Genomic DNA, 14,376 nt, shown 5'->3' with positions numbered 1-14,376 from the left:
TTCTCCTTATTTTGTAATTGCTTCTATAAACATTAATTCTGTTACATTATCATCATTAAAATTATCATTATTAACAATTTGTTCTTTAATAAGATTATTAGTTTTTTCTATATTTTCTAAAAGTTCTATTATATGGTCAGTGAAATTATTAACGTTTTGAAAATATTCTTGAATTAATATTGGTTTTATAGTAATCATTTTGGATGTATTTACCCATAAATTTGTATTATTTTCTTTTATTAAATCTTTGCTTTCATCGAAAGCAAAATATAAATATTGCAAAAAACTCTTGAAAATTGTTTCGCTAAATAATAATACTATTGTTTTAACTTTATTATTTTTCCATATTTCAAATGCATGTCGTTTATTAGGTTCAATTTCATTTTTTATTAATTGACTTTTGTTATTTAAAATTGTAGTTTCTACAATAATATTTAGTTCTTTTGAAACAAAAGATGCATCTGGTTGTCCACCAGGTGCTGTCATTTTAGGATATAGATTATAATCTAGTAATGTGTTAGCAAAGTCTTGAAATTCTGGAAAATTAACATATCAATATTTTTCTTTTGTTATATATCAAACATATAAATTAATAAAATATTCAGTTAAAATTGCTCGAGAAATACCATTTAAATGTTCTCATTTTTCTTTAGATTGGTCTAATTTTATCTTATGTAGATAAGTATTTATATTTATACCATTTTTAATAAAGCTAACTACTTCTTCTAAATCAAAAGGTGGTATAAGTGCTTTTTGATATTTTTGAATATTTGTTTGATTAATATAGTTTTTAAATATTTTTAAAATTTGTTCAACAAAGTTTTCTAGCGATGTTGTAGTCAAATTATTTAAAAGTATTTGTTTATCTTCAAGAATAAGAAATTTAAAAAAATTTCTTATCTCATCATTTCTAAAAGTTAAATATTTTTCGTTATCATTATAATCTATTGTAAAAATTTCAAGGTTTTTTAATCAATATAAAGTTAGGTTTAAATATTCTTCCTTTGCTGTTAATATATCAGAATAATAACTAACTTGTTCATTAAATTCATTAAAAGGTATATTCTTAAAAAAATCAATAATTTGTTTTTGATTTTGAACTTTTCATTCAAGATGCAATCTTTTTTTTACTATTAAAGTTAAAATTTTTATAATTTTTTCTGAGTTTTTTAATGAAAAAATTCTCTCAAAATTAATTTCTCATTCTTTATCATAATTTTTATCTTTAATTTTTTCACTTAAAATATTATAAAATTTTCAATTTTTTATCTTCTTTCTAAAATTAAATTCCTTTCATTTTTCACTTTGATGTTCTTCAATAGCAAAATGTAAATTTATTAAGTCATATTTAGACATAAATTTTTCTTTGCATAATGAAGTAAAGAGTTCTTGAAATGGGTATTTACTTTGAAATTTATCATTTATATCCTTTGTATTAAATTTTAAAAATAAGCAGATTCAAATAAAGGTGTCTGATGAAATACCAAAATATTGTCCAAATAAATCTAATAATCTAAAAATTTCGCTATCTTCATTAGCTCCCCTAAGAATATTGTAAAAAAAACTACCATCCCGATTTTTCAAAAGTGTTATATTTTTTTCTTTTTTTTCATTCTTTTTTATTAAGCTAAAGTTTCTTAAAGTCTTAAACAGTAAATTTATATCTTTTTCTAAATAACTTGTATTTTTTTGTTTAAATCCTTCTTTTACACAAACATTTCAAAAGTTTTGATATTCGCCTAATAAATCAGAAATTATATTTTGTTTATATATATAATCTATGACAAAATTATACAAAGCAATTTGATTATTTTTTCTCCAGGATGTATCACCTATCTTTCATAATTTGACATTATGCTTCATAATTTTTTACTAATATCTCCGTTGTATTTTTTGAGGTTCTTTGATAATTGCTACTTTTATAATTTGTGGGAACTTCTTTTATAACAAAATTTTTATTTTTTTCTAAAAATTCTTTTAATATATTATTTTCAACATCTCCATTTTTTATAAAGTTAGATAAAATAAATTTATATTTTTTATCATTTAATTTTTGCAAGATTTTTATCAACCTTTTTTCATCATCAATGCTTCAATTATTATTATATGTAGCATTTGAAATAAGGTATGGGGGATCAAAATAAAATATAATTTGATCTGTTTTATACTTTGAAATTAAATCAAGCACTAAATCTTCAAAATCTAAATTATATGTTTGAATTAATTTAGTTTTGGATAATTCTATAAATTTTATTAAATTACTTCTTCTATATTTGGTATAACCACTTTTTCCTATTGGAACATTAAAAAAACCTTTTTTATTGAAGCGCAATTCTGAATTAAAACTAAAAAATACTAATATTATTAATAATATTATATCCTTAGTTTCATTATAGTCATTTCTTATAACTAAATACTTCTCTTTATTTTCTTTATAATTTTTTTTATAACTTAGTTGATATTCTTCTAGTTTTTCGTTGATTTTTTTATCTATTATGTCAAATTCTGTATATAAAAAAGATGTTAATATTTCAAAAAGTGCTTTATCATATTCATTATAAATAACATTTTTAAATGGGCTATTTATACCAACATTAAAACTACCACCAAAAACATCAACAAATTTCGTACTTGCCTGCATACTAGGTAAATTAGTAAAAATAATGTCTAAAATACGATATTTATTACCTAAATGATTAAGCGGAGAACGTATATGTTTATTTTGCATTTTTTAATATTCTTTTCTGTGATTTTTTAAAATAGTCATCGCTTATTTCACTACCAATAAAATTTCTTCCTAATTTTATTGCTGCTATTGCTGTGCTTCCACTACCCATAAAAGGATCAAGAATCAAATCACCTTTATTCGTATGTGTTTTAATTAATTCCATAATTAGTTTTTCTGGTTTTTGAGTCGGATGAATCCTTACGGTTTTAGAATTTTCAACTGCAAAATTATATTCAGGTTTTTTATATGGATAATCTTTGTTATTATCAAAATTAAAAATTCATTTTTTTCCAGGTTTAACGGCTCAAATAATAAATTCAAAGTCTGTTATATACCTTCTATTAATATTTCGGGGCATCGGATTAGGTTTAATTCAACGAATTAAATCCTTAACAATTAAACCGCTTTGATTTAGTGCTTCAGCAATTGCTCCAAGGTTTTTTCAATCATTAAATATCAAAATACTACCACCAGGTTTTAAAAGCACTTTAACTTCTTTAATTCAGGTAGTTTGATCAAAATCTTTATCTCAATTACCAAAGTCAATTCCTTGTCGATTAATAGTATGAAAATTATTTTTACGACTTATATTATAAGGTGGATCTGCAATAATGCAGTCAACACTAATATGATTTTGTTTCATTTGCTTGAACAAATTGATACAGTCTAGGTGGTAAATTTTATTAATTTGCATTTTATTTCCTTTTATTAAAATTTTATCATATTGGATGTAAAACTTCCTGAATTCTTTATGTTTGTCTCGTTTAATATTGTAATTTATTTTTAGTCACAAGGTAATTCACAACCAAAATTTTTATCAGTTATTTTAAAAATTTATAATAGAATATTATATATAAGGATAATGAATGAGAGATATTGAGCAACTAAAACAACTTTGTAATAAAATAGATGAATCAACATATGAATCAAAAATTGGTGTTGATTATATAAATGCATTGAAAAATTTGTTTTCTTTGAAAAACAAAAATGACACCCCGTTTTTATATCAAGATGTCATAACTCAACCTAAATTGTCAGATTTCAAGTTTGAAGGAATTAAAGATTTTCAATTTATTTGTAAATTAAAAGCAAAACCGTTAATAATTAAGGATGACAAACGATATAATGAAAAAATAGTAGCTTTTGATTTTCATAATGAAAAAGCAAAAGAAATTTTCGAAAACGAAGTGGGTGTTGTTTATATGATAACAGCATATATAGATAATAATGAATATATTATTAAGTTTGGTCAAACTAGAACACCATTTATATATAGATTGCAATCTTATAATTGTGGTACTGTTGTTAACTGAAGAACTGCATCTACAACTAATATAAAGATTTTACAATCCTTTGTAAGCACAAGGTTAGAATTCAAATTATATCTATATCAACCTCAAAAACCACTGCAAGTAGAATATTATGGTGAATTCGCTTTTGTTGCTTATCCTGCAAGCATTTTCGTAGAAGATAGGTTATTAAACATATATTTAAATCAATTTCATCAAAAACCAATAGCAAATATTCAATCCAAAATGACTAGAAAGAAATAGTATGAAAAAAAATAATATTAATAATACAGAGGTAAACAATCAATTTGAATACCAGAAAATAAAAGAGTTCTTAAATAAACTAAATGAAGATCAAAATCATATGAAATCTCGGGATGATATATGTACTCCAATGGAATGTGTTGAAAAAATGATAAATTATATCCCAAATGAGTTATGAAGCAGGAAAGACTTAAAAATTCTTGATCCGTGCTCTGGAAATGGTAATTTTGGTGCATATTGTGCTACAAAAACACAACTTAATAATATTTATTTTAATGAAATAAGCGAGTTAAGAGTTGATAATTGCAAGGAATTATTGAATCCACCACATCTAAGATGTGGTGATGCTTTTGATTTAAATGATGAATTTAATATAAAATATGATTTAATATTAGCAAATCCACCATATTCAGGTGGTGGAAACAAAAATAGAAGTTTATCAAATAAATTTATTGAATATTCTATTGATTTATTAAAGGATAATGGATATTTATGTTTTATAACTCCGAACAATTGAATGTCTTTCAACAACCATAATACTACATTGAAAAAACTTCTTAAAAATGGGAGTTTTATTGTGATTGACAATGATGTAAAAAGATATTTTAATAAAGTCGGTTCTTCTTTTTGTGTTTTTGTATGACAAAAAGGTATTTTTGATCATAAAACCACCATATATAATAGTTTTCTTAAAAAAGACATTCAAGAAAATGTAGTAATTTATCCAAGTTTACCATTTATACCTTTATACATATCACAAGAAACATTAGATTTAGTTCAATTATTAATCAATAATGACCCTACAGGATTTAAATATCGCTGTGATTTACACAACTTTACTAAAAGTATATTTCTTAGTGATAACCAAGATCAAGAATTTAAATATCCGACAATTCATACTATTAAACAAATAAGATATGCAAAAATTAAACAAGATATCTTTGATAAATATCTTATTATAGTTCCGCTTTCTACTTATTTCCTTCCTTTTATAACTACAAATTTTAATGTTACACAATCTGTGGGTTTTTATCAATTTGATGATAAAAAAGAAGCAGAATATTTTTTAAAAATTCTAAAGCAAGATATATATAAAGTTTTGGTACATATTAGCAGATTTGGTAATTTCAATAATATAAAAGTTCTTAAACATCTCAAATATAATATTAATACTTTTGATCATAAAATAACTTCTAAAGTTGCTCAATTAGTCAAATTAATAAAATATTAAAAACTTTTTTAACTGTGACACAGTTAAAAAATAAATTTATTCCAAATTTAAAAAGATTTCACCTTCTTTATACTCTATATTTAATGTTGTTTGTTTGCTTGTTCGAATGTTTGTAAAGTTTTCAAAAATAAAATCGCTAACTTTATCAATTAAAATTTCATCTAAACCTGTAATAATTCCACGTGCCCCTAATTTTTTATCAATTTTTGTTTTTGTTTTGGTTAACAAACCATTTATTACATTTTCATAGTCTGCTATTCTCATTTCTAACTCATATAATGACTTCAATTGTTTTTGTAGTTTAACAAGGTTAATTTTAATTATTTGTTTTATGATATTATCATCAGTTATAAAGTTAAATGCTATGATATTTCTATGGCCGATACGATTTAATAATTCTGGTCTTTGTAGTTGATTATTAAAATAATTTACAACTTCTTTTCTAAAATTCTTTTCAACATTTATAACTGAATCATCTGGAGATACTTTATTTGCACCAATGTTGGACGTAAAAATAATAAAAGTTTCCGAGAAGTCTATTAACTCTCCCTTAGAAGATGTCAATCTACCATCTTCTAAGATTTGTAAGAATTTATCTAGTATTTTCGGGTGTGCTTTTTCAATTTCATCGAAAAGTAAAATAGAAAATGGATTTTCCTTCACTTTATTAGTTAACTCTCCACCTGAATCATATCCTACATATCCTGGTGGAGCACCAATTAATCTTTGATCAGAATGTTCATGATTATATTCTGACATATCAAAACGAAGCAATTTATTTTCATCGTGAAAAACAAATTCTGCTAATGCTTTTGATATTTCGGTTTTACCTGTCCCTGTGGGTCCGGCAAAAAATAAAATTCCTTTTGGTTTGGATAACTTTTGCGATTGCAAGATACCATTTAAACCAATAAATGATGAAATTAATGTTTGCTTTATTTTAGCAATTGCTCCATCTTGACCTAATACTCTTTTTCTTATCTCAATTTCAAAGTTTTTGAGGTTTACAGGATTAATTTTCTGTCACTCTGATTCTTTTTTATTATAATGAATAAGGTTATATTTTTCAGTATATGTGAATTTATTACTTCCTGTTCATCAAACTCGACCAATTTGCATTATTTCACGGCATGTTTTTTGTGATGTTAATCCTACTGCCTGCGAGTGCTCTTTGCTTTTTATTTCTTGTAATTTACTTACATCAGAAACAATGAAATTTTCAGATGTATTTTCTATTATATATGATCGCTCGTATTGATTTGGTTTATTGATGTGAACTACTGCAGTCTCAGGATTATCCTTAACTAATTCACTAAAGATATTTTGCTCATTTTTTGCTATAAAAATCACTTTATTTTGTTTATTAATATCTGCATTATTAATCAGTTTTTCAGATTTAATGTTAGTTAAAATAACTGATAATATTCCACTAATAACTTCAATTAACTCAGGCGAATTCGTTGCTGTATTAGAAATTAATATATCTGAAAAATCAATAATATATACATTTGGATTCGCTTTTTTAGAAACTTTGTTCTTGTTAAATTCAACAATGCTTTCAAGCAATCTTCTCATATATGTCAACAAATCGATACTGTTTTCTTCTTCATCTGTTTCATATTCAGAAGTGATAACTTCTGGATATAATTGGAATTCACCATATCCAGGACTAAATTTAGTTATCCTTAGATAACCTAACGATTCAAACAAATTAATTATATGTTGATCTAAATTATGTTCTTTTTTATTATCATGTTCATCTTTATAATAATATGTATCATATACATTACCTGAGATAACTACAAGATTCTTTTCTTGCAGTTTAATTGCTAATTTCTTTAAAGAATTATACATTATTTTACTCCAGATTTTATGGTTTGCTGCATTGCTTTTAATAATGGTTTTGCATTGATAATATTACGAAGTATTTTAATATCTTTGTATAAATATCCTTTTTTAGAGACTGCTTGCTGAATCTTTTCTGATAATGTAACACACATATGTTTCTCATAATCCCCTATATCATATTGTACACTGTCATCTAGATTGAAAATAATTTTAAATCTATTATCTTTATTATTTTTAAAATTTAGAACATATGCAAATGAAACTCGCAATTCACCTTTGTCATCAGTAATTGTAATAACATCTGGTGTACCTTTTAAATGATACCCGTTTTCTTTTAAAACTTCTTTATAGGTATTTATTTTTCTTTGGGTTAAATTATTACGATAATTTAACTCTTGTATTACTGCTAATAAATCACTTATTTCTTGCGGAGAAGTCTTTGTATCTAGCTCATCAAGTAATTTGAATTTTATCTTTATATCTAATGTAGATTCATCAATTAAGTTCTCAATATGTCTTTTAGTTTTATCCAATGTTTGCTTAGTAATCTCTTTATTTCTTATCTGAGAAATTTTGGCTTGCAGTGCATTCGTTGTAATAACTGTACCAGTTTCTTTTAGTTCTTCTATAGCGATGTTTGCAATATAACCTTCTTTTAAAATTAGTCGATTTATTTCACTTTCATCTTGTTTAATTTGAGCAAAAATATCATCGATATAGTTTAAATTTAATTTAAGATTTTCTAGTTGTTTAAAAATTCTGTGTTTTTGGTATTGAAATTCTGTTTCTCTAGCAGTAACTTGATTTTCATATATTTGTCTTGTCTCGGAAAACGACTCGAGCGTATTTAAACATGCAGCTACTGATTCTAAAATTTCTTTACATTGTTCTTGAAATAATTCAGATGAAGCATTGTTATAAAGTTCTGTAACTTCATCATTAATTTTATTTAACTCTTGTTTTTCTGCATCAATGCAGATGCTATGAGTAATTACTGCAGCATGTGACATTATTTTTCTCCTTTTTTACTGTTATCAAATTCTGATTCAAATCTTAACAATTGCTTCTCTTTTGTTAAATTAAAACTAAAATTTTCTTTTTCTTTGTTATGTATTTGCTCAGAAGTTCATTCATATGTTTTGGAAAAATTAGGATATCCTTTTTCTTTTAATAATTTAGAAACATTTTTTGTTGAATTTACTAAGGTTTCTAAACTTTGTCTTAGTTTTGCTGTTCTGCCTAAAAATGTTTCTTCAGACATTGTTGGAGCATCTTTTAGATAAATTTTAATTTTATTTATATTATTTGATATATATGGACTTTTTAAAGGACTGTAATTTATTGCAGTTAATTTATTTAATTGTGATTCTAATTCGCTCTTTGTCATTGATTTGTATTTTAGTAGCAATAAATTAAGAATCTCAAATGCTTTTTTAATATTTATTTCAGGTATTCAGTTGTCAAAATACACTTCGCCATTATCATAAAACCAAGGAAATGTCTCATAGAAAATGTTTAGCAATGTTGAATTTGTTATATCATATTTATATTTTGATGATACTAATTTTATAAATTCACCGTTATCTATATTCTTATAAATGTTATTTTTTTGCTTCTTTAAATATTTAATTAATTCATCATATTCAATTAATTTTTCTGTGTATAAATACATTAATTTATTTATATCTGTTATTTTATGATTTAATATTTGTTCTTTATTTTTAACAAAGAAATTATAAAAATAATTAACTGTGAAATTATAATCAATAATTTCCATAACATATTCCAGAACCTTAGCATCTTTTATCTGATGATTTATATCCTGTGTGTTTTCTTTTGAAAACTCACTTTTAATCCAATGTTTTAAATCTATTTCTTCTTTATATAACTGATAGGTATTAACAAAGTCAGTTTTTGGATTTCCCAAATTGTTATTAAGGTAATATTGCAGTTTTATTGGTGCTTTAAAGACTTGTCAATGCTTATTTTCAGCATATATAATTTTAATTGAAATGGGTCAGATTCAACTCTTTTGTTCATTACATTTATCTATCAAGTTTTGATTTTCTTCTAATGAATATTTTAGATCTTCTTTATCCTTTTGATAAAAATTCCCTTGAAAATCACTCCCATCAAAAACTTCATTAAATTTTTCTTGAAGTTTTTGTCTAAGTATATATGAAAATGAAGGAATATATTGATTATATGAATATATAAAATTTGTCTTGTTTCATTTAATTTTGTTATTATCTACTTCAAATTCACAATTTTCTTCTATAAGAACATTAACTTTCTCTAATTGATGTGAAATAAAGACATAATCCTTATTATCATCATATCCACCTGATTTATATTCTTTCCATTGCGAAACATTATCATCGTTTGTTTTTATATTTTCGCGCAGTTTAATTATGTTATTTAAATCATTTGAATCAGAAAAGTTAGGTTTTCAATTAATATCTATTTTCTTTACAGCTATTCTGCGTTCTTTATTTATTAAATTAACATAAATTATATTTTTTACTATCTTTTCTTGTTCTTCAAGTGTTTTATACTCATCATTATCAAAATATTCTAATATTTTTTTATTTATCTTAATAGAATGAAATCTCAAATTCTTTCAATCTCCTTTATTATATTCATTAGTGAGTGTATATAAAACATTATTTATAAATAAATTATCTATTTTTTCTTCTATTAAAACAAATGATCTTTGTCAAATATTTAATACTTTTGTAATAACATCTTTAAATAAATCAGTAGATTTAATTTCGTAATTACTTCGAAAGTCTGGGTTTTCTAAATACTTAATAATTCCTACAAAAATCGCACTTAGTTCATCCATATCAATGAGTTTTCTGTATTTTTTAAATATTTTTAATTCTAAATATGGAACATTAATCTTAATCTTCATTGAATTGTTCTTCATCATAATTAACAATTGCTCCTTTGCTTGATGCTTCATCATATCATTTTCTGATAATGCTTTCGAATTTACTTCCTGTAGGTAGATCTATTTCTGAAACAATATCATTAAGAGGTTTTCGGAATGCACCAACTAAAATTAATTTATCCTTTGCGCGCGAAACTGCAACATTTAAACGTTCTATTTTTTTATAAAAATCATAATTTCTGGTATTAAGACTAACGAAACCGTTCTCATCGAAACTATTTTGTGCTCTGATTAAATCTACTATAACAATATCTTTTTCGCGACCTTGAAAGTTATCTACTGTATCTACTTTGATATTTTTTAGTGCCTTTATATGCGAGTATTCTTTGATGAAGCTTCTAACAACATTACTCTGATCACGGTTCATACAGATTACACCAATTTGGTTGGAGTTTATATTGTTATTTTTAAATAAATTATGAAGTATTTTTATAATAATATATGCATTATATTCATTGATTCTTCCGTTGTATTCTTTGTTTTTAAACATAGAAGATTTTTGATCAGCAGTGTAAGAAAGATTGCTAAGAGCATTAATTATTTTGTTTTTTTCTGAATGTTCTGAATTTAAAGAAAGAAATTTCATAAAATCTGTCGAATAATGTGTGGAATCAACTATGTTAAAATGATGATTAAAATTATTATTCTGATTCGTTTTTAAATTATAATTAATAAATTCGTGACTTTGATAAATGCTCGGCATCTCGAGTTTTTCATTATGATCATAAACAAAGTTAACTATATTCATTATCTCGGTAGCAAAACGGTGTTGAGTTTTTAAAAATGAATATGGTGAATGATTATTATATCTTCTTTTTATTTGCAATGCATGTTCTTTAAAGAAAGGAAATTCCAGTTCCTTTTTAAGATTATTTCAAAACTCTTCTGTTGCTGGTCATTTTGAGCTATTTTGAAGTTTCAACCAATTTCATCAATTATCCAAAATTCCTTTATCTGATTCTCCATATTGATTAAGTTTTTTGTCATTTAGGTTTTCAGTTAATTCAACATTAGGTGGCAGTTGCCGATAATCTCCAACTAATGCTACCTTATTAGCCATTAAAATACTATTAATCACTTCTAATGTTGTTGATTTTGATACTTCATCAAGAATTTGAAAATATATAGGATAATCTATAAATAACCTTTTAGAATTATCGCTATCATTAAAAATCGATATTTCTTGTCTGGCTGATGTAGTCATTCCTATAACATTGATTAAATCTGCATCAAATGCTTTCCTAGCAAAATTTTTAATATCATCAATACTGTTGTTTGATTTATCAGCATAATAATTTTTCATTTTATCAAAATATATACTTCATTTATCCTGGATTTGAGTTTGTGTTTTCTTTAGAATATCATCAAGATTTCAAAATTCGACTAATCTAATTTGTGATTTACTTGCTACATTTTTAAATTGTTGAAAATATTTATTTTCTTCAAATCCTTTATATTCATGGTTAGTTTTGATTGTAAAATCTAATATCTGGTGCAATATGTCATAATCTATAGTTTCTTTATAAGGGGATAAAGTTATTTTCATAACTTCATCTTTTGTGTGTTGAGTTATTTTTAAATATAAATCTGGTGCTTTGTCTTTATTTGATTCTAAATATTCAACACTTAATTTTATATCAATATATTTTAGTAAATTTTCTTCTTTATTATCTTTATACCAATTTAAAAAAGGTTGAAAATTCTTTTTTTCAGTAATTAAATTATTGAATAAAGAACTTGTAAAATTCTTTAACATCGCTTTATCGCTGAATTTTTCATTTTCTAGAATTTCAGGATTACTGTAATCTATATCTTCTCGTCTTAATAACTTAAAATATATAAAATTGGGATTCTTTTTATTAATTTCATACAAGCGATCAAGTGCATTATTAATTGCTTCATGTGTTGATGACATTATTAAACAGTTCTTTTTATTTTCATTTACTACATGCTCTATAATTGCACAAATAGTCTGTGTTTTTCCAGTCCCAGGCGGTCCTTGAATGTATGAAATACTTGATGAATTTAGTGCTTTTTTAACTGATTCTTCTTGTTTTTGATTTAAATTCAATGCTATCTGACTGTTTATTTTAAAATTTGCTGGTATGTTCACCTGAAAGAAATTTGGTTCTTCTACTGATTTTGCTAAATAAGGATTTCTGTACATCCCATCACTAAAGTTTTTTAACGAATTATAAAATCTTCTATATTTAATTACTAAACCTTCATCTTTATCCGACAAATAATAATGATTGCTATTAAAAAGATCTTTTATATTTAATAGAGAGTGTTCAGAATCATTAATTGATTTTATATTTATATTCTCTATTGACTCAGATTTTGTGTCTTTTTTTATCTTCAGTTCAGTCTCTATAATTTTATATATCTTAAAAAACTTATCTGCTATTAGTTTTTCAATATATTTTACTTTTTTTTCTTCTTTTTCTATACTTTCTTTATTTGATTTAATTAAAGTTCGTATATCAGATAATTTGGTGTTTGATATCCTTATATTTTCACTTATATTTTTGAGTTCTACATCGATCTTTTTTATCTTCTGCTCTAGTAATAATTTTTCATTATTTAAGTAATTTATTTTATCTTTATAATTATCAACATCATAATCATCTTCTCATGATTGTTCTTTAATTTTTTTAATTTCTTTTATTTGATTTGATACTTCATTAATTTTATTATTAAAATTGCTTATTTGTTGTTGTAAATCTTGTTTATGTTTTTCAGATTGTTTCTTCTCTTTTTCTTTTTCATTAATTTCATTTGTCAGATTTTGATTCTGATGTGTAAGCATATTTATTGATTCATTTGATGATTTTATAAATGAATTTAACTTACTTTTTATATACTCGGTTTTATCAACATCATTTTCGTTTTTGTTTGTAAATTCATATTTATCATCATAATCATTTTCAGCAAATATACTGATATTCTTACCGGAAACAAGTTTTTCTTTTTTATTATCTCTGCTCACCAAGCATCAATACTTATGATATGTATTTATATTATCAACTCTTCTGTCTTTGAATTTTAAAACAGGATATGAGTATGTCTTTTTATCACTTTCTTTATTAAAGATATGGAAAGAAATTAAAAAATCCAATGAATTCCTTAGTTTTAATCCATTTTCAGTTTTTGTATTTTTTGTTCACATTAATTCACTACTTTTTTCAAGAATTATGTTTCTTATTTTATGATTCTCTTTTAGAGTATTGTATATTCTAAAATAATTTTCTTCGTATTTAATATTTATAAGCTGAATGCAAAGATTAGAAATATTTTGATATTCTTTTTCTAATGATAAGTCCAAAAACTCTATTCTACTTAATTCAAAATATAAATCTTTAATACTCTCCAGTTTCTTTAATTTAGTAAAAAGACAAATGCTATTAAATCTGTCAATCTTATTTTCTTTAATATAGGAATCCTTTAGTTTTACAATAAAAACTACAGTTGAAACCAACGGTCCACCTGTTTTTAAATCATTCCAATCATTATTTAACAAAACCTTTTCTAACTTCTTTTTGCTTGATAGCAAATCAAGATTTATTACTTCCAAGTTATAATTATCTATATTCTTAAATACTCCATTAAGATAATTAATATACTGATTTATATCATTAGAATTCAAGTAATTTAAATTCCTTCGAAATGTTTCTTGAAGAAACTTCTCCAGGGTTTTCTCTTTTTGTTTTTCAGAAATATGTCCTGCTTGAATTCTTAAATCGCCATACGAAAGCTTACTATTAAAATTAACAGCTATATTAATAGTAGATGTGTGTGTGTGTGTGTGTGTAGCAAGTTATCCACAACCATATTTAATTTACCTCACAATTTCTCTTATTATGAATTATTTATTCATAAATTTTACTATAAAAATAGGCAATTTATTGCTTTTTACTGATATTTTTTAGGTTGTGTTCTTACACAAGTTAAAAAAATGCCCCTTAGGCATAGTCCTTTGAAAACTGAATAGTAATTATAATTCATTAAAATGTCTTGAATACATTTACTTTTAAACCTATCAATTTATTAGTAATGGTCAGCT

The 14,376-nt window shown here is 24.0% G+C and carries 9 protein-coding genes; 2 read left to right on the top strand and 7 right to left on the bottom strand.

Features of this window, described 5'->3' with window-relative positions:
* Window positions 1-6: 6 nt before the first annotated feature.
* From ACXYRK_RS01495 to ACXYRK_RS01485, 3 genes are read right to left on the bottom strand one after another with little or no spacing between them, the layout of a single operon-like run.
* Window positions 7-1,863, bottom strand: a complete 1,857-nt coding sequence (locus ACXYRK_RS01495; RefSeq protein ID WP_458617730.1) for a hypothetical protein — start codon at window positions 1,861-1,863, stop codon at window positions 7-9.
* A complete protein-coding gene (locus tag ACXYRK_RS01490; protein WP_458614227.1) occupies window positions 1,853-2,728 on the bottom strand; it encodes a DNA adenine methylase in 876 nt (291 codons plus the stop codon). Before ACXYRK_RS01490 ends, ACXYRK_RS01495 begins: the two co-directional genes overlap by 11 nt.
* The gene (locus tag ACXYRK_RS01485) at window positions 2,718-3,422 is read right to left on the bottom strand and encodes a DNA-methyltransferase (RefSeq protein ID WP_458598037.1); all 705 of its coding nucleotides are present in this window, start codon (window positions 3,420-3,422) and stop codon (window positions 2,718-2,720) included. The genes ACXYRK_RS01490 and ACXYRK_RS01485 overlap by 11 nt, the downstream gene beginning before the upstream one ends.
* A gap of 172 nt (window positions 3,423-3,594) precedes the next feature.
* Here ACXYRK_RS01485 and ACXYRK_RS01480 point away from each other — a divergent pair, with 172 nt between their 5' ends.
* On the top strand, window positions 3,595-4,281 hold the full coding sequence (locus tag ACXYRK_RS01480) for a hypothetical protein (RefSeq protein WP_458617728.1): 687 nt from the start codon (window positions 3,595-3,597) through the stop codon (window positions 4,279-4,281).
* A gap of 1 nt (window position 4,282) precedes the next feature.
* Window positions 4,283-5,512 (top strand): Eco57I restriction-modification methylase domain-containing protein, encoded by a 1,230-nt coding sequence (locus tag ACXYRK_RS01475; protein WP_458617726.1) that lies wholly within the window; start codon window positions 4,283-4,285, stop codon window positions 5,510-5,512.
* A 36-nt stretch (window positions 5,513-5,548) separates the two neighbouring features.
* On the opposite strand, the gene ACXYRK_RS01470 is transcribed toward ACXYRK_RS01475, so the two are convergent.
* The 4 genes from ACXYRK_RS01470 to ACXYRK_RS01455 are packed head-to-tail and all read right to left on the bottom strand — an operon-like array spanning window position 5,549 to window position 13,959.
* Window positions 5,549-7,366 (bottom strand): AAA family ATPase, encoded by a 1,818-nt coding sequence (locus ACXYRK_RS01470; RefSeq protein ID WP_458617725.1) that lies wholly within the window; start codon window positions 7,364-7,366, stop codon window positions 5,549-5,551.
* Entirely contained in the window at window positions 7,366-8,370 is a 1,005-nt protein-coding gene (locus tag ACXYRK_RS01465) for a hypothetical protein (RefSeq protein WP_458617723.1), read from the bottom strand. The genes ACXYRK_RS01470 and ACXYRK_RS01465 overlap by 1 nt, the downstream gene beginning before the upstream one ends.
* On the bottom strand, window positions 8,370-10,325 hold the full coding sequence (locus ACXYRK_RS01460; protein ID WP_458617721.1) for a hypothetical protein: 1,956 nt from the start codon (window positions 10,323-10,325) through the stop codon (window positions 8,370-8,372). The genes ACXYRK_RS01465 and ACXYRK_RS01460 overlap by 1 nt, the downstream gene beginning before the upstream one ends.
* Window positions 10,264-13,959, bottom strand: coding sequence for an AAA domain-containing protein (locus ACXYRK_RS01455; RefSeq protein WP_458617720.1), 3,696 nt, complete (start codon window positions 13,957-13,959; stop codon window positions 10,264-10,266). The genes ACXYRK_RS01460 and ACXYRK_RS01455 overlap by 62 nt, the downstream gene beginning before the upstream one ends.
* Window positions 13,960-14,376: the final 417 nt, after the last annotated feature.

The organism is Mycoplasma sp. AC1221 (assembly GCF_054353815.1).
Note: the sequence above shows the minus strand (reverse complement) of the source record. Positions and strands in the feature narration are given on the sequence as shown.